Annotated in this window: 17 protein-coding genes and 1 pseudogene; 6 read left to right on the forward strand and 12 right to left on the reverse strand. The window is 71.7% G+C overall.

Translation table 11 applies throughout. From position 1 onward, the window contains the following. Positions 1 to 104: 104 nt before the first annotated feature. Both OG352_RS30095 and OG352_RS30100 read right to left on the reverse strand, forming a co-directional pair. Positions 105 to 1,112: a 3-oxoacyl-ACP synthase III family protein gene (locus OG352_RS30095; protein WP_329221240.1), complete on the reverse strand. Its 1,008-nt coding sequence runs from the start codon at positions 1,110 to 1,112 to the stop codon at positions 105 to 107. A 230-nt stretch (positions 1,113 to 1,342) separates the two neighbouring features. After that, entirely contained in the window at positions 1,343 to 2,056 is a 714-nt protein-coding gene (locus tag OG352_RS30100; protein WP_329221241.1) for a TetR/AcrR family transcriptional regulator C-terminal domain-containing protein, read from the reverse strand. Between the two features lie 223 nt (positions 2,057 to 2,279). On the opposite strand from OG352_RS30100, the gene OG352_RS30105 reads away from it, so the two are divergent. The 6 genes from OG352_RS30105 (at position 2,280) to OG352_RS30130 (ending at position 9,375) form a co-directional block, all read left to right on the forward strand. Further along, on the forward strand, positions 2,280 to 2,912 hold the full coding sequence (locus OG352_RS30105) for an NAD(P)-dependent oxidoreductase (RefSeq protein ID WP_329221243.1): 633 nt from the start codon (positions 2,280 to 2,282) through the stop codon (positions 2,910 to 2,912). A 292-nt stretch (positions 2,913 to 3,204) separates the two neighbouring features. Beyond that, complete coding sequence (locus tag OG352_RS30110) at positions 3,205 to 4,440, forward strand: IS701 family transposase (RefSeq protein WP_329221244.1); 1,236 nt, start codon at positions 3,205 to 3,207, stop codon at positions 4,438 to 4,440. Between the two features lie 206 nt (positions 4,441 to 4,646). Then, the gene (locus OG352_RS30115) at positions 4,647 to 5,876 is read left to right on the forward strand and encodes a 3-deoxy-7-phosphoheptulonate synthase (RefSeq protein WP_443072377.1); all 1,230 of its coding nucleotides are present in this window, start codon (positions 4,647 to 4,649) and stop codon (positions 5,874 to 5,876) included. A 60-nt stretch (positions 5,877 to 5,936) separates the two neighbouring features. Further along, the gene (locus OG352_RS30120) at positions 5,937 to 6,707 is read left to right on the forward strand and encodes a 2,3-dihydro-2,3-dihydroxybenzoate dehydrogenase (RefSeq protein WP_329221246.1); all 771 of its coding nucleotides are present in this window, start codon (positions 5,937 to 5,939) and stop codon (positions 6,705 to 6,707) included. A 53-nt stretch (positions 6,708 to 6,760) separates the two neighbouring features. Next, on the forward strand, positions 6,761 to 7,384 hold the full coding sequence (locus OG352_RS30125; protein ID WP_329221248.1) for an isochorismatase family protein: 624 nt from the start codon (positions 6,761 to 6,763) through the stop codon (positions 7,382 to 7,384). A 56-nt stretch (positions 7,385 to 7,440) separates the two neighbouring features. Continuing rightward, positions 7,441 to 9,375: an anthranilate synthase family protein gene (locus OG352_RS30130; protein WP_443072511.1), complete on the forward strand. Its 1,935-nt coding sequence runs from the start codon at positions 7,441 to 7,443 to the stop codon at positions 9,373 to 9,375. A 104-nt stretch (positions 9,376 to 9,479) separates the two neighbouring features. Here OG352_RS30130 and OG352_RS30135 read toward each other — a convergent pair. The 10 genes and pseudogenes from OG352_RS30135 to OG352_RS30180 all read right to left on the reverse strand — a co-directional run bounded on the left by OG352_RS30135 (position 9,480) and on the right by OG352_RS30180 (position 18,947). Then, positions 9,480 to 10,234, reverse strand: a pseudogene (locus tag OG352_RS30135) (hypothetical protein). Beyond that, positions 10,231 to 12,258 carry an FAD/NAD(P)-binding protein gene (locus OG352_RS30140; protein ID WP_443072512.1) on the reverse strand — a complete coding sequence of 676 codons (2,028 nt, stop codon included), beginning with the start codon at positions 12,256 to 12,258 and terminating at the stop codon, positions 10,231 to 10,233. Before OG352_RS30140 ends, OG352_RS30135 begins: the two are co-directional and overlap by 4 nt. A gap of 8 nt (positions 12,259 to 12,266) precedes the next feature. Beyond that, a complete protein-coding gene (locus tag OG352_RS30145; RefSeq protein ID WP_329221250.1) occupies positions 12,267 to 13,541 on the reverse strand; it encodes an FAD-dependent monooxygenase in 1,275 nt (424 codons plus the stop codon). An 11-nt stretch (positions 13,542 to 13,552) separates the two neighbouring features. Then, positions 13,553 to 15,124: a class I adenylate-forming enzyme family protein gene (locus OG352_RS30150; RefSeq protein ID WP_329221251.1), complete on the reverse strand. Its 1,572-nt coding sequence runs from the start codon at positions 15,122 to 15,124 to the stop codon at positions 13,553 to 13,555. Between the two features lie 24 nt (positions 15,125 to 15,148). Continuing rightward, positions 15,149 to 15,733 carry an SRPBCC family protein gene (locus OG352_RS30155; protein ID WP_329221253.1) on the reverse strand — a complete coding sequence of 195 codons (585 nt, stop codon included), beginning with the start codon at positions 15,731 to 15,733 and terminating at the stop codon, positions 15,149 to 15,151. Between the two features lie 192 nt (positions 15,734 to 15,925). Then, the gene (locus OG352_RS30160; protein ID WP_329221254.1) at positions 15,926 to 16,915 is read right to left on the reverse strand and encodes an NADPH:quinone reductase; all 990 of its coding nucleotides are present in this window, start codon (positions 16,913 to 16,915) and stop codon (positions 15,926 to 15,928) included. 229 nt (positions 16,916 to 17,144) lie between these two features. Then, the gene (locus tag OG352_RS30165; protein WP_329221255.1) at positions 17,145 to 17,537 is read right to left on the reverse strand and encodes a type II toxin-antitoxin system VapC family toxin; all 393 of its coding nucleotides are present in this window, start codon (positions 17,535 to 17,537) and stop codon (positions 17,145 to 17,147) included. Continuing rightward, positions 17,534 to 17,812 (reverse strand): hypothetical protein, encoded by a 279-nt coding sequence (locus OG352_RS30170; RefSeq protein ID WP_329221257.1) that lies wholly within the window; start codon positions 17,810 to 17,812, stop codon positions 17,534 to 17,536. The genes OG352_RS30165 and OG352_RS30170 overlap by 4 nt, the downstream gene beginning before the upstream one ends. 209 nt (positions 17,813 to 18,021) lie before the next feature. Then, positions 18,022 to 18,333 (reverse strand): nucleotidyl transferase AbiEii/AbiGii toxin family protein, encoded by a 312-nt coding sequence (locus OG352_RS30175; protein WP_329221258.1) that lies wholly within the window; start codon positions 18,331 to 18,333, stop codon positions 18,022 to 18,024. Continuing rightward, the gene (locus OG352_RS30180) at positions 18,333 to 18,947 is read right to left on the reverse strand and encodes a type IV toxin-antitoxin system AbiEi family antitoxin domain-containing protein (protein ID WP_329221260.1); all 615 of its coding nucleotides are present in this window, start codon (positions 18,945 to 18,947) and stop codon (positions 18,333 to 18,335) included. Before OG352_RS30180 ends, OG352_RS30175 begins: the two co-directional genes overlap by 1 nt. Positions 18,948 to 19,195: the final 248 nt, after the last annotated feature.

Genomic DNA, 19,195 nt, shown 5'->3' on the forward strand with positions numbered 1-19,195 from the left:
CATGAGCGGTACGAGGTAGGCCGGGCCCCGTGGGTGGACGACGGGACCGGGCCTCCTTCATGGGCGCACGCGACCGGACGTGACGCACCTCGACGGCGTGGGGGTCAGCCGGCGCGCAGCAGCGTCAGGCCCATGGACATGCCGCCGCCGAACGCCGCAAGCAGGGTCAGGTCGCCCGGGGCCACCGCGCCCGAACGGGCCAGCTGGTCAAGGGTGATGGGGACCGAGGCCGCGCCGGTGTTGCCGTACCGGGTGACCGTGGTGGCCATCCGCTCGGCGGGGATGCCCAGCCGTTCGGACATGCTCTCCAGGAGCCGCCCGTTGGCCTGATGCGGCACGAAGTGCGCGATGTCGCCCTGGCTCACCCCGTTGTCCTTGAGGAACTCCTCTATGCCGGGGACGACTTGGGTCTCGACGAACTCGCTGACGCCCCGCCCGTTCATCGAGAAGTACTGCATCCCCTCGCGCAGCGTCTCCTGCGTCGCCGGCATCCGGCTGCCGCCGCCGGGCACCCCGATCAGCTCGCGCGCGGAGGCGAAGCTCGCCAGCCGGGTGGAGACCAGCCGCTGGCCGCCGCCCGGGCCGAGCACGACGGCACCGGCGCCGTCCCCGAACAGCACGATCGTGCGCCGGTCCATGGGCGAGAGGATGCGCGAGTACACGTCGGCGCCGATGACCAGGGCGTAGTCGGCCGTCGAGTCGGCGAGCGTGCGCTCGGCGATCGACAGGGCGAACGTGAAGCCGCTGCACACCGAGTTGACGTCGAACGCGGCCGTGCCGTGCCCGGCGCCCAGCTCGTCGGCGACGACACAGGCCGTCGCCGGCTGCGGGGAGTCCGGGGTGGAGGTCGCCACGATGATGAGACCGAGCTCGGCGGCGCCGATCCCGGCCCGCTCCAGGGCCGTCCGGGCGGCCGCGACGGCGAGGTCCGAGGTGGCCTCCTCGGGCTTCGCCCAACGCCGTTCACGGATCGCGGTCTTGCGCAGGATCGCCAGTTCGGAGGTCCCGGCCAGCTCGCTGATGTCCTTGTTGGTCATCACCCGACTGGGCACGTACGACCCGGTCGCGAGTATGCCCCGTGCGTCGTCCTGGGCGGCACCGCATGTGATCATGGTCTGCTCCAATGTCGTCCTGACGTCCTGCCTGGTACCGGCCACCCGCCCGCGTCGGCCGTGACGGCCGCGACGCCGGGTACGGCGAACCCGCATGGGATCAGGACACTCGGCGCTCGATCCGAGGTCCAGCAAGGACCCGCTGATCTGTCAGATGAGCTGCCGCCGACGGAACGACTCCGGCCGACGCCGGGCTGCCGGGCCCCAACCGCCGGGCCGCGAAGGGCTGTTCAGTCGGAGGCGGGGAGCTGCGCCGCCAGACCGTCGAGGACGAGCTTCACGCCGAGGCGGAAGTTGTCCTCCCAGTCCTCGTCGAGCATGTACTCGTACGCCACGAGCGTCGGATACAGGTCCTGCTGCTCGCGCAACTGCTCCTGTGCCGCCGCGCGTTCGGCCTTCGACCACTGGAGGTTGGACTGGCTCGCCGCCGAGCCCAGGACGTGGTTGTACAGTAGCCAGCAGGTGGCCTGGGTCTGCTGCGCCTTGAATCCGGCGCGCGACAGCGTCGCCTGGAGGAACTCCAGCCACGTGAGGAAGTTCGGCCCGATCGACGGCCGTTGACGCAGTGGCAGCGCCGCGGACCAGGGGTGCCGCAGGAGCATGGCCCGGCACCCGGAGAGGAGGGCCACGACGTCCTCCTGCCAGTTTCCGTCGTGGCGGTCGGGGAGCGGGGCCCCGGCGAAGATGGCGTCGGTGGCCAGATCGACCACGTCGTCCTTGGTGTCGATGTGCCAGTACAGCGTCGTGGCGCCGACGCCGAGGCGCTCCGCCAGCCGGCGCATGGTCAGCCGCTCCATGCCCTCCTCGTCGAGCAGGGCGATCGCCGCCTCTATGATGCGCGTCCTGGTCAGCGGCGGTTCCTGGCGCGGCGCGGGCGAGCGGCGCAGCCAGATGCTCTGCTCGGAACCCGAGCCCGTACGACCGTTCCCCCGTGACTTTCCCACGCTGATACCACCAACCTTTCCGGCTCATCGTACGTGGGAGAACGCCGCGTAGTACATTGATCGACATACTCGAACAACGTACGAGAGCCCGATCGTTGTTCCATAGCCGATCGTGGTTCCGATCGCGGTTCTGATCGTTGCTGCATCCCCTCACGTGCGTCTCCCCGCCGCACGCCGGTCCGGCCGTCCGGTCCGTCCGACCCCGTCCGCCAGGAAGGAACGCATGAAGCTGGTCGTGTTCGGCGCCAACAGTCCGACGGGACGGCTGGTCACGGCCATGGCCATGAGCGCGGGGCACACCGTCACCGCGATCACCCGGCGGCCGGCCGACTTCCCGTTCTGCGACCACCGGGTGCAGACCGCCGCCGCGGACGTGATGGACGCCGACGCGGTGGACTGGGTCACGGGCGGCCACGAGGCGGTCGTCTCGGTGATCGGTGTGCCGCCCTCCGTGCGGCCCGTCACCGTCTGCTCCCAGGCCACCTACAACATCGTCAAGGCGATGATCGGCCACGGGATGCGGCGGCTGCTCTGCGTCGCATCCGCCGGCCTCGACGCCGCCGACCTGTCCCGGGCCGGGCTCATGCGGCAGCGGGCGATCCGCCCGGTGGTCCTCGCGTCCGGTCGCGCCGTCCAGCGGGACGTGCGGCGCATGGAGGACATCGTCCGGGAATCAGGGCTCGACTGGACGCTGCTGCGGCCCGGGCGTCTCATCACCGGGAGAGATGTGAGCGACTACCGGATCACCGCGCTCCCGGCGTCGCGCCCGCTCACCTCCCGGACCGATATCGCGCACGCCCTCGTCCATGAGGTCGCGCACGGCGAACACCTGGGCGAGACCGTTTACGTCTCGTAGTCCAAGTAAAGGCGATGTAAAGATAAGGTAAAGTGGATTGTTGGGTGTAACGTCCACTTTTTCGTAGTTTCCGGGTGCAATGATGGCGCTCACCAACGGGGCGACCGGTGTGTTTCCGCTCCTCGGCGGGGTAGGTGACAGATCTGCACTCTGTGTGGTGGTGCAAAGGTTGACCCGTCGATAAAGTGTTCTCCCGTGTTGTATTGACCGTCCGCAGGCAATATGTTCCAAGCCTGGCGGGACAGCTATTCGGGGGTCACATTTGAGTGCAGCCGGGTTTCCGCTGACCAAGATGGGAAAGCACGGGGAGAACGCAGATCGATTATTCGGCGAGAATGTTCCGCCGGATGAATTGCTGCGGGAGATATCGACTTCGCTCTTCGCCTCCTTGCCGCGCGCCGACCAGCGAAAGAAGGGCGTCGAGTACGTCCGGGGGCTCCTGGAGGTTCCCGGGCGCAAGTCGATCAGGAACATCGCGAGTCTGATCGGCGGCCGGGCGACCGACCAGAGCCTGCACCACTTCATCAGCGAGTCGACGTGGGACTGGGCGCCGGTGCGGCACGCCCTCGCCCGCTATCTGGTGCCGCGCCTGCCGGTCGAGGCCTGGGTGGTGCAGGACACGGTCATCCGCAAGGCCGGGCAGCACTCGGTCGGCGTGGACCGCAGGTTCGTCCCGGCCGAGGGGCGCGTGCTCAACGCCCAGCAGGCGATCGGCGTCTGGGCGGCCTCCGGCTGCCGGAGCAGCCCGGTCGACTGGGGGCTGCATCTGCCCCCGACCTGGATCGACGACCGGTCGCTGCGCGACCGCGCCTCGATTCCCGACAGCACCGAGGCCGAGACCCTGTCCGACCGGGCCGTCCGGCTGTGCGTCGGCATGGTGGCGGACTGGGGGATGCCGGTACGGCCGGTGGTGCTGGACGCCGGCGCCCTGAACCTCCCGATGCTCGTCGACCGGCTGGGCCGCAAGGGCATCCCGCTGCTGGCCCGGGTCGACCCGTCGGTCGCGCTGCTCGTCTCGGACGCGGCGCTGACCGGCCACCGCGGCTCGGCGACCATGCCGGCCGGTGACGTCATCCGCGCGGCCGCCGGCATCAGACAGCCCGTCCAGTGGCGCGAGTTCGGCAGCTACGGCCGCGTACGGACGGGCCTGATCTCCAGCGTGGCCGTGCGACTTCCCCTGGGGCTCACCGGAAGAATCCGGGCCGGCGGCAGCCGTCGGCTGGCCCTCATCGGGCTGGCCGGGACCGACCGGCCGAGCGAGCCCGAGCTGTGGCTCACCAATCTGACGGAACCTCACCCAGCCTCCCTGCTCACGCTGTTCACCCAGTTGGAGCGGGTGCGGGACGACTACCGCGAAGTCGCCAAGAACGTCGGCATCGAGGACTACGTGGGCCGTTCGTTCGACGGCTGGCACCGCCACATGACCCTCGCCTCGGCCGCCCACGCCATCGCCGTACTGAGCAGCCCGGGCCAGGTGTGGAACGGGCGGACGGACGGGCGCGCGGACCGGGCGCGGTCCGGCACCTGACGAAGTGAGCCGTGGCGCGTTGTCGCGCTCCGGCCCCCGCCACAGGATCGGAACCACAGGATCGGACCGTCGGCGGACACCCCGGCCGTCGGGCCGGCTCCCGCACAGGAACCGTGATCCATGCCTGACGGCAACCGCGAACCGTGCCTCACGGCAACCGTGAGATGACATGGCGGACCGATCCATCCACAAGGGGAGAGGCTTCAGTGGACAACCCTGTGCTCGACAGCGGTGACATCGGCGACGTCGGCGACATCAGCGATATCTGCGGCATCGGCTCGAAACCCGCCCGGCAGCAGCCGGATTGGGACGACGCGGAGAGCGTACGGCGGGTGCGGCGGCAACTCCGGGCCGCCCCGGGGCTCGTCACCCCCGACGCCGTGCGCACGCTGCGCTCGGTGCTGGCCGTCGTCGCCGCCGGGGACGCCCATGTGGTGCAGGCGGGCGACTGCGCGGAGGACCCCACCGAGGGCACCCGGCCCCATGTCGCCCGCAAGGCAGGCCTGTTGGACGTGCTCGCGGGCGCGCTGAAGGGGATCGGCCACCGGCCGGTGGTCCGGGTGGGGCGGCTGGCCGGCCAGTTCGGCAAGCCCCGTTCCAAACCGACGGAGTGGGTCGGCGACCTCGAACTCCCCGTCTACCGCGGCCACATGGTCAACAGTCCCGACACCGACCCGCTGGCCAGACGGCCGGACCCGCGGCGCATGCTGGCCTGCTACCGCGCCTCCCGCACGGTGATGCGCCATCTCGGCTGGCACCGCGGGCCGGGGGAGCCCGGCATCGATCCACCGGTGTGGACCAGCCACGAGGCCCTCGTCCTCGACTACGAGCTGCCGCTCGTGCGCGAGGACCCCGCCGGGGCGCCGGTCCTCACCAGCACGCACTGGCCGTGGATCGGCGACCGCACCCGTCAACTGGACGGCGCTCACGTCGCGTTGCTCGCCGCCGTGGCCAATCCGGTCGCCTGCAAGGTGGGGCCGGGCATGACCACGGAAGAGCTGCTCGCCCTGTGCGAACGCCTCGACCCGGCGCGCGAACCCGGCCGGCTCACGCTGATAGCCCGCATGGGGGCGCAGCTCGTCGCCCACCGGCTGCCGCCGCTCGTGGCGGCGGTGCGGGAGGCCGGGCATCCCGTCATCTGGCTCTGCGACCCGATGCACGCCAACACGGTCACCACCCCGGACGGCCGCAAGACCCGCTACCTCGACTGGATCGCCCGGGAGGCACGGGACTTCAGGGCCGGGGTGCTGTCGGCCCGCGGGACCGCCGGCGGACTGCACCTGGAGACCACCCCGGACGACGTCACGGAATGCGCCCAGAGCCCCTCGGACACCGACCGGGTCGGCGACCGCTACACCAGCCTGTGCGATCCGCGGCTGCGCCCGGACCAGGCCGTGTCCGTGATCGCGGCCTGGGCGGACCGGACCAACTCGTAGAAGTCGTAAGCCGTAACAGCTTGCAGGAGCTCGTAGAAGCTCGTAGAAGGAGGACCGCAGATGGAAGGCAAGATCGCCCTGGTCACCGGGGCGGCAGGCGGGATCGGGGCCGCGGTGGCCCGCGCGCTCGGCGAACGCGGGGCCACGGTGGCCGTCGTGGACCGCGACGCGGACGGCGTCCTGCGCACCGTGCAGAAGCTGACCGCCGACGGTGTGCGGGCCGAGGGGTTTCCGGCCGACCTCACCGACCGTGCCGAGGCCGGCGACGTCGTCGACGTGGTCGAGGAGGTGCTCGGGCCGGTCGACCACCTCGTCAACGCGGCGGGGGTGCTGCACCTGGCCGAGGCACGGCACCTGACCGACCAGGACTGGGACGCCACCTTCGCGGTGAACGCCACGGGCGTGTTCCTCATGTCGCGCGCGGTGGTCAACCGGATGGTGCCGCGCGGTCGCGGCGCCATCGTCACCGTCGCCTCGAACGCGGCGGGCACGGCACGCACCCACATGGCCGCGTACGCCGCCTCGAAGGCCGCCGCGACGATGTTCACCAAGTGCCTGGGCCTGGAAGTCGCCCGGCACGGCATCCGGTGCAACGTGGTGGCCCCCGGGTCCACCGACACCCCGATGCTCAGCTCCATGTGGCACGACGCGAGCGGACGCCGCACCACCCTCGAGGGCCGCCCCGACGAGTACCGGGTCGGCATTCCCCTCGGCAAACTGGCCAGCCCCACGGACATCGCCGACGCCGTCGCGTTCCTGCTGTCCGACCAGGCCGGACACATCACCCTGCACAGCCTCACGGTGGACGGCGGCGCCACCCTCGGCGGGTAGCCATGCCATGCCACGCCATGACGACGCGCGATCGGACCAGGCGGAGAGAAGACATGAGCGGGATACCTGCCATCGAACCCTACGAACTGCCCCGCGCGGGCGAGTTGCCCGTGCCCGTCCCCTCGTGGACGGTCGATCCCCGGCGCGCGGTGCTGCTGGTGCACGACATGCAGGGCTACTTCCTCCGGGCGTTCCCGGAGCCCCAGCGGGAGCAACTGCTCTCCAACGCCGCACTGTTGCGCACCCGCTGCGCCGAACTCGGCATCCCCGTCGCGTACACGGCGCAGCCCGGCGCCATGGACGACGCGCAGCGCGGTCTGCTGCGGGACTTCTGGGGGCCGGGGATGCGGCGTTCGGCCGCCGACCGCGAGATCGCGGCGGAACTGGCGCCGGCGCCCGACGACTGGATGTTCACCAAGTGGCGCTACAGCGCCTTCTTCCGCTCCGGTCTGCTGGAGCGGATGCGCGCGCACGGCCGCGACCAGCTGATCATCTGCGGGGTGTACGCGCACGTCGGCGTACTGATGACCGCCGTCGACGCGTTCACCCACGACCTGGAGACGTTCCTCGCCGCCGACGCCGTCGCCGATTTCTCCGCCGCCGATCACCGGCTGGCGCTCGACTACGCGGCGCGCTGCTGCGCCGTCGTCCGCACGGTCAAGGAGCTCGTCGCGTGACAACCGATCCCCTGACGTCCGATCCCCTGACGTCCGATCCCTTGACGTCCGATCCCTTGACGTCCGATCCCTTGACGTCCGATCCGCCGGCATCCGACGCACCGGCATCCGATCTGCTCGACAGGGTGCTGGCACCGCATCCGCCGCCCTTCGCGCTGCTGCACCGGCCCGGGGCGGGCGGCGGCGGGCGGTTGGAGGTGCTCGTCGGCGAGGTGCGCAGCCGGCCCACGCTCGCGTCGATCCCGCTGCCGACCGGGCCGACCGGGCCGCCCGCCGACGGCCGGGCCCGTCACGACGTCCTGGCCCTGGTGCCCTACCGGCAGATCGGCGAGCGCGGCTACGCCGGCGTCGACGACGGCGCGCCGCTGCTCACCCTGGAGGTGACCGCCCAGGAGACGCTGCCCCTGGCCGAGGCCCTGCCCCGGCTCGTCCGCACGCCGACCCGGCTGGTCGACGGGCACTTCGCACCCGACGACGAGACGTACGCCGCGACGGTACGGAAGGTCATCGCGGACGAGATCGGCATGGGCGAGGGCGCGAACTTCGTCATCAAACGCTCGTACCGGGCGCGGATCGGCGACTACTCCCTGGCCGGCGCGCTGTCCTTCTTCCGCAACCTGGTGGAGACCGAGTCCGGCGCGCACTGGACCCATGTCGTGCACACCGGCAGCCGCACCTTCGTCGGGGCCTCGCCGGAACGGCATGTGAGCCTGTCCGGCGGGACGGTGGTGATGAACCCGATCAGCGGCACCTACCGCTATCCCGCCGCCGGCGCCGACCTGTCCCAGGTGCTGGGGTTCCTCGCCGACCCCAAGGAGACCGACGAGCTGTACATGGTCCTCGACGAGGAACTGAAGATGATGGCCCGGGTCTGCGACACCGGGGGCACGGTGGTCGGCCCGTATCTGAAGGAGATGGCCCGGCTCGCGCACACCGAGTACCTCATCGAGGGACGCAGCACCCGCGACCCGAGGGAGATCCTGCGGGAGACGCTGCTCGCGCCCACGGTCACCGGCAGCCCGCTGGAGAGCGCCTGCCGGGTGATCGCGCGGTACGAGCCCGAGGGGCGCGGCTACTACAGCGGAGTCGCCGCCCTGATCGGCAGGGACGAACAGGGCGCCCGCGCACTGGACTCCTGCATTCTCATCCGCACCGCCGAGATCGACCCGGACGGCCGCGTCGACATAGGGGTCGGCGCCACCGTCGTACGGCACTCCGACCCGGATGCCGAGGCGGCGGAGACGCGGGCGAAGGCTGCCGGGCTGCTCGCCGCCCTGGAGGGCGCGCGGACGGGGCGGTTCGCCGACCATCCGCAGGTGCGCGCCGCGCTGGCAGAACGCAACGCCTCCGTCGCCGAGTTCTGGCTCGGCGGACCGGACACGCGCGCCACGGTGGTGCCGGCGCTGGCCGGGGCCCGGGTGCTGGTCGTCGACGCGGAGGACACCTTCACCGCGATGCTCGACCACCAACTCCGCGCGCTGGGACTGTCGGTGACGGTGTGCCGGTTCGACGAGGAGTACGCGTCCGCGCTGCGCGAGCACGATCTCGTGGTGCTCGGTCCCGGCCCCGGCGACCCCCGCGACGCCGGGCATCCGAAGATCGCGCGGCTGCGGACGGTCGTCGACGAACTGCTCGCCGAGGACCGCCCGTTCCTCGCGGTGTGCCTCAGTCACCAAGTGCTGTGCACCCGGCTGGGGTTCGAGGTGGCGCGCCGGGAGGTGCCCAACCAGGGGACGCGGCGGGAGATCGACTTCTTCGGGGCGCGCGAGACGGTCGGCTTCTACAACACGTTCGCCGCGCGCTCGTCCGAGGACAAGGCCGAGTGCGCGGGGGTGGGCGCGGTGGAGGTCAGCCGGGACCGGGACACCGGTGAGGTGCACGCGCTGCGCGGACCGCACTTCGCGTCCGTGCAGTTCCACGCCGAGTCGGTGCTCAGCCGGGACGGCGTGCGCATCCTCGCCGAACTGCTGACGGGCCTCGTGCGCGGGTGAGGGCATAGAGGGTGACGACATGGAGGCGTGACGACATGGAGGCGGCGGCTGTGCGGTGGGTTTTCCGGCCCACCGCACAGCCGCCGCCGTGTGTTCCGTTCTTTTCAGGTGCGGTCGCGCAATGCGCGGTCGACGAGCGTCCCGGCGGCGCCGGTGTAACCCGCCGGATCGCACAGTTCCGTCAACTCGGCTTCGTCCAAGCCCAGTTCGGGTACGTCCCGTAGGACCTGGGGGAGCGTACGTCCCGTCTCCTCGGCCTCCCGTGACGCGTCGTCGAGCAGCTTCCTTGCCGCCTCGCCGCCCCACTTGGGCGCCAGCACGGAGACGATCCGCTCGGCGCTGGTCCTGGACCCGGTCAGCCCCAGGTTCGCCCGCATCCGCTCCGGCCGCACCCGCAAGCCCTCGGCGAGCTGTACGGCGGTGTGGGCGGCGCCGCCGGTCAGCCGCAGGCACTCGCGCAACGGCTGCCACTCCGCGTGCCAGGCACCCGCCGACCGCTCGTCCTCGGAGATCAGACGCTGCGTCAGCTGATGGAACCCCGGTGCACGTACTCGGCGGCCACCGGGTCCAGCGCCCGCACCGCTTCCCTGAAGGCCGCCACCAGCCCCACCACCGGATTGGCGGTCTCCCGCGCCGCGAGGGCGAGCGCCCGCAGGTCGAGCCGCTCGGCGCGGGCGGCACGGGTGATCGTCTCCGCCGCGCCGGCCGGTACCGCGCCGAGCCGGGCCTGCGCCCGGGCCAGCGCGGCTTCCGCGTCCGACATGGCCTGCAACCAGGCCATGTCGCATACGGCCGCCTCGACGGGCGTCCCGGCGCGCACGGGGGAGAGGAGCCCGGCGTCGATGAGGACGTCGTTCATACGATCACCCCCGTGAACCGGCCGCTGTCGGCCACGGCCGACCGCGCGGGTGCCCGCCTGGCCGGGGCCAGGGCGAGGACCGCCCGGGCGATCGCGTCGGCGTCGCCCAGGGTCACCGAGTCCACGCCTGGGCGGACTCCGGCGGCGGTGACCCAGTGGACCGACTCGGTCGGGACGCCGTACGCGAACCGGCGGGGGTGCGGGCGGCCCTGTCCGTCGACGACCCGGCAGGGCCGCTCGGTGACGGACAGGCCGCCCGTCTCGTGCCGGACGCCGCACTCCCCGTCGACGTGGAACGGGCGGCACTGCTCGGTGAGGAACAGGTGACGCAGCAGCGGGTCGGCGGTGCGCCGCAGGTCGGGCGGGGGCAGCCGGGCCTCGATCAGATGCCGGGACCGTATCGGCGGGCCGGGCACGACCGTCGACCGGGCGACGAACGCGGGGCGTTCGGTGTCGACGCGGATCTGGGTGCCGGGGCCGGTGAGCTCCAGGACCCCCGCCTCGATCAGCGCGATCATCTCCTCGGTCCGGGACACCGGGGGGCCGATGGAGAGGAACGCGTTGAGCGGGGTGAACCAGCCCTCCAGCTCGTCGAGGTGCGAACCGCCCTCCAGACCGCCGTGGTCGACCACCAGTCGGACCTCGTTGCGCAGGTCCCGCAGGACGTCCAGCGCCGCCTTGAGCGGGCCGCTGACGTTGCCCGCCCGCGCCGCCCGCACGTCCTGCGCCAGGTAGCCGAGCAGCCAGTCGCGGAAGTCGTCGCGGTCGGTGAAGGTCCGCCCGTGGCAGGGCCGGGCGAGGCGTTCCCAGTCCCACCGGTCGGCGGGCGCGATACCGAGGCCGTCGTCGTCCAGGAGCGCCGCCCGCTGGCGCGGCGACGCGGACGCGGACAGATAGCGGTCGACGAACTCCTCGGCCCGGGCCGCCGCCGTACCGGCCTCCGCCGTACTGCCCTCCACCGCACCCGCCGCCCCGCGCGAGCTCAGCAGCGTGCCGTAGTAGACGGCCTCCACCTCCGCGGCGACCAGCGGCCACACGTCGGCCCGGAACCGCACCCGCTCACCGTCGCGGGACCGGTCGCGCAGCGCGGCGATCACCTCGGGGGTGAGCAGCCGCGGGGTGTGCCTGCCGAAGGCGCCCTTCTCGTTCTCCCCGCGCGCGTGGTACGGCACCCCGCGCCGGGAACTGGCGTGCAGTCGCGGCTCGCGCCCGGAGGGCCGGTACACGAGCCGGTCCCCGACCCGGTCGAAGACACCGCCCCGCCCGACGGTGAACAACGCCATGTAGTCGAAGAAGTTCAGGCCCAGACCGCGCAGCAGCACCGGCTCGCCCGGCTCGACGCGGCCCGTGTCCACGTCGGCGGGATTGGCCGGCGGGACGTAGGTGAGGTGGTGGATACGGGCCAGGCTGGCCGTCCGTTCCTGGCGGGGCGTCAGTTGCGCGGGGAGATGCCCCTGCGCCAGGACGACGGCGTCCAGGTCGTGGATCCGGGTCCCGTCCGCCAGCCGGACCCCCTGGGGCCCGCCGGGAACGCCGTGGGTGTCCGCCATCGCGACGGCGCGCGAGCGGTGCACCGTGACGGCGACGTGCGCCGGGGCCCGCGCGACCACCTGCCGGAAACAGTCCCGCAGGTAGTGCCCGTAGAGGGCGCGGGTGGGGTACGAGTCCGGCCCCAGCGCCCGGGCCTCGGCGAGCACGCCCTCGTCCACGCCTGTCTCCTCCTTACGGCGGGCCAGTCGGGCCGCCCACTCGTACAGGCTGGGGCCGGGCTCGATCGGCCCCTCGGCGCGCGTCGACGCGTCCGTGAACACGGTGATCTGGGACGCCACGGTGTTGGTGAGCAGATGGCGGGACTGGTCGGTGCGCCAGACGGCGCCCGCGCCCGGCGGGGCCGGGTCGACGACGTGCACGGTGACGGACGCGTGGGACGGCGCCGTCCGCTCGTTGGCGCACAGCCGCTCCAACAGGCACAGCCCGCGCGGTCCCGCGCCCACGAGGCACACCGCCAAGTGCCCCTCGCTCATGGTCGCGCTCATCGGCGGGCTCCGGTGGTGCCGAACTCGCGGGCTCCGTGCATCCAGGCCACATGGTCGTGCAGGGCCGTGCCGGACAGGGCCGACAACATCTCGTTCCTCGCTTTCGCTTCGGCTCCGGCCGGATGCCACAGCCGGGTGCTCGCCCGGGCGGCGTGGGTGATCCGGGCGGTGCGGTCGTGCCGTTCGGCGTGGTACTTCTCGAACAGGTCAGGAATCCGGTCGGGGATCTGATCGGGAATCCGGTCGCGGATCGCGTCCGTGCCGTCGTCGAGACCGCCGTCGCGGCCGTCGGCCAGCAGGTCGCCCAGGACGACGGCGTCCTCCAGGGCCTGGCAGGCGCCCTGGGCGGCGTAGTGCAGCATCGGGTGGGCGGCGTCGCCGAGCAGCGTGACCCGGCCGTCGGTCCAGCGGTCCACCGGGTCCCGGTCGACCAGCGACCACGACCGCCAGTCCTCGCCCAGCGCCAGCAGCCGCCGCGCCGTCCCGTCCAGGTCGGCGAACGCGCGCCGCACCCGGTCCCGGTCCACGGCGACCCCGGCGAACGCCTCGGTGACCCCGTTCTCGACGCTCGGGGCGAGATTGAGATACCGGCCGCCGGCGATCGCGTAGTGCACGAAGTGCCGGCCCGGCCCCGCCCACCAGGTCACGGCGTTCCAGCGCAGCTCCTCGGGGACGCGCTCCATCGGGATGACCGTCCGGTACACCGTGATGCCCGCGACGCGCGGTGCGCCGTCGCCGACGAGTTGCCGCCGGATCGCCGAGCGGATGCCGTCGGCGCCGATCACCGCGTCCCCGGCGACCTGACCGCCGTCGGCCAGGAGCACGGTCGCGCCGGAGCCGTCCTGCCGGTAGCCGGTGGCCCGGCTGCCGGCCCGCAGTTCGACCGCCGGCGACCGGCGGCAGGCGTCCAGCAGCAGCCGGTGCAGTTCGCCGCGGTGGACGACGACGTACGGATTGCTGAACCGGCTCCGGTAGGCGCCGGTGAGCGGCATGCTCGCCACGTGGGCGCCGGTCACGCCGTCCATGAACCGCAGTTCGTCGATGTGCACCGCGCGGGCGCGCACGGCGTCGCCGAGCCCGAGGCGGTCGAGGGCGTGCAGCCCGTTCGGCGCGAGCTGGATGCCCGCGCCGATCTCCGCGAACTCGTCGGCCCGCTCCAGCACCACGGCCCGGTGTCCGGCACTGTTCCCGGCCCGGCGTCCCGCGCGGGTGACGGCGAGGGCCGCCGCCAGACCGCCGATGCCGCCCCCGACGATGACCGTCTTCGCCATGCCGCCGCCCCCTACTCGCCCGGACCGGCCGCGGTCAGCCGCTTCGCCAGTTCGAGTCGCTTGATCTTCGTGGTGGCGGTCTGCGGCAGGTCCGTCAGACGCCACTGCACCGGCTCCGCCATCGCCGGCAGCCCGGCCACCGCGCCGCGCCACGCATCCCGGTCGAGCGGCTTGTCGTCCTTGGTGCACACGACGGGGACGGCGGCGCCGCCCGCGTCCGGGATGATGATCACCTCGGTGAGTTCGTCCAGCTTCGCGAACAGGGCGTCCTCGACGGCGAGGGTGCTGCCGAACCCCGGGATGAGATCGACCTCGCGGTCGAGCAGGTGCAGACACCCCCACCTCGTCCGGTAGCCGACGTCGCCCATCCGCCACCAGCCGTCGCTGAGCTGCCGGTCGTAGCGCTCCTGCTCGCCCAGGTAGGTCTTGATGCGTCCGTCGCTGCGCACCTCGATGTAGCCCGGGTTGGACTCCGACGGCGGCTGCCCGTCGCGGCTGACCACCCGCACGTCGGTCATGCCCGGGAAGGGCCGGCCCACACAGCGCCCGTCCGCCTCCGGGGCGTGCCGCCGGGTGAAGGCGCGCACCACCGTGGGACCCACCTCGCTCTGTCCGTAGAGCTGCCCGAAGAGCGGCGCCCGGCGGCGTGAGGCGTGCAGCAGCCGGTGCACGGTGCGCGGATGGATGGCGTCGAACGTACTGCTGAACAGCTTGACGTTGCCCAGCGGTTCGCGCGGATCGTCCGCCAGGCTCTCCCAGCGCATGAAGGTGTTGGGATGCGCTTCCAGGATGCCCGGCCGGATCCGCGCGAAGAGGTCGCCCGCCCGCACCGGGTCCGAGTCGGACAGCACGAGGATCGGGAAGCCCTTCAGCAGCGAGATGGCCAGGGCGGTGAACAGCCGCGAGTGGACGAACGAGACGTGCATCGCGATGGGTTCCCGCCTGCGGACGACCGGCTCGATCGCCAGCCGCTGCGGACGGTAACGGGCCTGTAGCGTCCGGCCCGTGTGCACCGCCAGCTTGGGGACGCCGGTCGTCCCGGAGGTGTGGGTGATCAGCGCCGGGTGGTCGGCGGGCGTGGTCACCGCGGCGACCCGGCGGACGCCGGCGAAGTCCTCCAGTTCCACGGCGCGTTCGTGGTGACCGGAGGTGAGCAGGACGCTCTCGGCGAGGTCGAACACCGACTCGGGCAGCGACCCCTCCAGCGTGACCTGGTCGGTGACCAGGTGCGGCCGGTCCGCGCGGCGCATCAGCTCGGCCACCGTGTCGCCGTCGAGCTGGGGCGAGAGCAGGACGGGCACCGCGCCGATACGGCTGATCGCGCAGGCGAGCAGCGTGATGTCGAAACTGTCGGACTTGTGGACGACGACACGGTCGCCGGGCTTCACCGTCGCCTCCCAGAGCCGCGAGGCCAGGTCGGCCACCAGGTCGGCCAGCTCCGCAACGGTGGCCCGGCGGCCCAGGTCCGGGGCCAGGTCGAGATCGTGGTCGAGGATCAGCACGTTCGCCGGATGCCGGGACGCCGCACGCTCGAAGAGCGTCCCCAGCCGGATTCCATGGTTCCCAATGCGCTGCAGCAGCATCTGTCCGCCTTCAGTTCTTCTCGGTCAGTTCTTCTCGACGACGTGCTTGATCCGCTGGACGGTGGCCGCGATGTCCGCCGTGAGCTTGGCCGTCCAGTCACTGAGAAACGCCTGCCTCCGCGCCGGGTCCATGCCGGCGGTGATGCCCTGGATGCCTTCGGTGGGCGCGCCCATCCAGAAGCGGTGCACGAGGACACAGCCGTCGTCGGCGGCCCGCAGCTCGAACGACCAGACGCTCTCCTGCCGCCGCCCGGCGCGGTCCCGGATCGCCCAGCGGATGACGCGCCCCGGCTGGGCCTCGACGATCTCGGACTCGGTGGTCCACTCGCCGCGCACGACGGGCGCCCAGGCGACGACGTTCTCGGGCCGGTGGTTCTCCCCGCGGAAGACCGCGCCCACGGTCGCCGGGGTGCCGGAGATCCACTGCCCGCCGGTGCACTCGACGCTCCACTCGCCACTGCGTGGCAGGTCGCTGACGGTGGCGTACACGTCGTCCGGCGAGGCGGCGACGTGCGCTTCGGCGCTGACCTGGAAGAGGGGGGTGTCGAGGGGGCCGTCATCGGACGCGGCGTTCTCGGACGCGGTGTTCTCGAGTTCGGTATCCGTCATGGCCGGAAGCGTCGCCAGTGGCAAGGAACCCGGTCAACGGAACCCGGACGGGTCCGTCAAGTCGCAGGCAGGGTGGGGCGCGGGAGGCCGGGTGGATTCGGGCATGGCGGAGCAGGGGGTGCGGCGCGAGGCGGAAGGGACGCAGTCAGGCAGGGAAATAGGAAGACAGACAGACAGACAGACAGACAGACTTCAGGTGGCGTCGAGACCTGGCCGCAAGACCACGCGCCTGCCGTGCAGTTGACCCCGCTCCAGACGGGCGTGCACCTCGGCGGCGGCACTCAGCGGGGCCTCCTCGACGGCCCGGGAGCGCAGCCGCCCCCGTGCCAGCAGCCGGTTCAAGGTGCGTGCGGCGTCCGCGAGTTCGGCGGTCGTGGCGCGCGAGATGACGAACCCGGTGACGGACCCGTCCTTGAGATACAGCGGACCCACGGGAAGCACGGGACGCGACCGCAGACCGGCGAGCACCACGACCCGCCCACGGAAGGCGAGCAGGCCGACGACGGTCTCCAGGTCGTTCCAGCCGGCCGCGTCGACGACCACGTTGAACCCATGGGGCGCGAACTCCCGGCAACGGTCGGCGAGTTCGGGAGCGTGATAGTCGACGAACCCCTCCGCCCCGAGACCCCGGCAGTACTTCTCGTCGTCGGCGCGGGCGGTGGCCAGCACCCGCGCGCCCGCCTCGGCGGCGAGGACGACGGCCGCGCCGCCCACGTTCCCGCCGGCCCCGACGACGAGGACGCTCTCCCCGACGCGCAACGCGCCCCGGGTGAACAGCGCGAGATACGCCGTGGCCGCCGGATGCAGCACGGGCGCCGCGTCCACCGGCGACACCCCGTCCGGCAGGCGGTACAGCCGGTCGACCGGCACCACCACCCGCTCCGCCGCCGCCCCCTGCCGTCCGCCGTGACCGAGACTGTTGCACCACACGACGTCCCCCACGGTGAAGCCGCTCACGCCCGCACCGATGGCGGCGACCGTGCCGACCACGTCCCGTCCGACGACGAACGGAAAGGTCACCGGCGTCCGCCAGGCCCCGGAACGAACGAAGGTGTCCACCGGATTGACCGTCGTGGCGACGACGTCGACCATCACATCGGTCGGCCCGCCGACGGGCGGGGCAAGCTCACCGAACCGAATACCGTCCGCCGCCCCGAACTCCTCTATGTACGCAGCCTTCATGGCGCGCACGCTGCCACGCCCCCCACCCCACCCGCAGCCGACACCGAGTCACTCTGTCAACAGCACCCGACGGCTCTTCGCCCCCGGCGCGAAGCGACGGAGAGCCGAGACGCGGACGCTGGAGCAGCCGACAACCTCCACCGTGCTGCACAATCTGGCCGCCTTCCTGATGGCAAGCGGTCGTAAGTCGTGTCGCAGATCCCCTTTTGCGGAAGGGCGGTGGAGACAATCAGACTTTGATCACGCCGATGTGGGGGCCACACAGCACGTGGATGTCTTCGGGGTCTGACGTCAGGACGGTCACGGGAGCGGGTGAGGCGAGTGCGGTGGCGGCCACGATGGCGTCGAGGGCGTACTTGTGGCCATGCAGGCTAGCCGCGGCGAGCAGCTTGCTCGCGTGGCGGGCGATGGCTTCGGTGGGCGGGACGATGTTGACGCGCGAGACGGCGTAGTCGAAGCGGGCCTGGTTGGTCTTGGGGTCGCGGGCTTCGACGAGGGTGACGGAGCTGGTGATGACGCGGATGTCCTCGGCTTCGGCGGCGGCGAGCCATTCGGTGAGTTCGGGTGTGCGTCGTACGAGCTTGGACAGGCCTTCGCAGTCCAGGACAAGGGTGCCGCTCACGCGGCGTCCGCCGAGCCGGCCGCGTCGCCGCGCAGGAGCGCTCGCTTGGCATCGACCGCAGCCTGGTCGACCGGGCCGTGCTCGGCTTCGGCGTCCTCGATGAGTTCGCGCAGCCGGTCGCGTTCCAGTTGGCGCTGGATGAGGCCTTCGACGTAGGCGGACATGCCGCGCTTGCCGGTTCGTGCCTTGAGTGCCGCGATGGTGCCTTCGTGGAGGGAGACGGAGACCGGGCGGACGGGACCTTCGCCGGGAGCGGGCTCGGGGGTGGTGGGCATGGAGCCATATTAACAAAACTCTTGTTATTGGGTGGGGTGATTCTGCGGCGCCACGGCTTGACTGGAGGCAGATGGTAGATCGCCTCGCTGGGTACAGATCTTCGGTGATCACCAAACGTGCGCTGTCCCTCAGCCGCACCACGGGGTACGACCTTGCCAGGCACGGCCGGTACCCGTGGGGACGGTCTTGAGCGTCGTGGGGCCGAATGTCACTCCGTCGTCGATCCCGGTGGCGGCGACGCCGGCGACCCTGCGGATGATCTCGGCTCGTCGCCCGGGAACGAGCGGCCGAGGATGTCGATGTCGCGGGTCATCCGGCGTGCGCCGAACTGGGCGAGGAGCAGGCCGCCCTTGAGTACGACGTGCTCCCGGCCAAGGGGCGATACCGCCATGCGATAGAGGAGCCGTTCGAGGACGTACTCGACCATGATCTCGTCCGTGGACCGGCTGGTGCGGCGGGCCAGGTTGCGCAGGTCGTTGCAGACGCGGCCGGCGGTGGTGTCGCGTGTGGGGTTGGCCATCAGGCGAGCACCGCCTCAACGGCGGGGCGGATGATGGAAAGGGTGCCCAACTCGCGTGCAACGTGCTGGAGTTCGCTGACTCCGCTGCGCCCCTCTCGGCGCAGGTAGCGGCCGAGTGCGGACAGAGCGAGGGTCTCGCCGATGCGGCTGCGGTGGCGCATCGCGTCGACGACACTGCGGGCCGCGTTGTACACGGGGACGGTCTCTCCCGGGGCTGCTTCGAACCGTTCGACGCCGAGGACGAAGGTCTTCGAGGCGTACTGCGCCACCACGGTCGGCGGGTAGGAAATCGTCGGGCGGCGTGTACCGCGCGGCACGGCGATGTGTACCGCTGCGGGGATGTCGTCGATCAGCTCGTGCAGGGCCAGAGCGGACTCACCGCACACGACGGCGCGCGGAGCCCGTGCGCACACGGCCAGCAGATCCGCGTGCGCGGTCTCCGCGGCGTCTGCCCGCCGGTAGACCCCGCGGGAGAGTTCGTCTATCTCGCCTTCCGTGACCAAGTACGCCAGATCGCGGGGGGAGAGCAGGGCCTGACGTGCCTGCGCCGTCGTGAATGTAGGGGAGAGGCCGGTCAGCCGCTGCTCCAGGCGCGAATTTTGCGCAGCACTCATGTATCGAAATACCCCTCAAACGGGCTCAGGGGATCGATTTGATACATCCTCGCGACGGTCGGCGGTCAGAGCGGATCGGAACCGTGATCGAGGGTGCCACGAACCCCCAGGTCAAGCGCCCAGCTCGTGGGATTTCCTGGGGACTTTTCGGGGACTTTCAAGCCTGTCACAGGGACTTTCCGGGGACTTTCCGCCGCGTAAGCAGGAAAGGCCCCGACAGCGCCGAAAGTTGCGAACGCGCTGGTCAG

The sequence above is a fragment of the Streptomyces sp. NBC_01485 genome, assembly GCF_036227125.1.
In the GTDB taxonomy this organism is placed as follows: Bacteria; Actinomycetota; Actinomycetes; order Streptomycetales; family Streptomycetaceae; genus Streptomyces.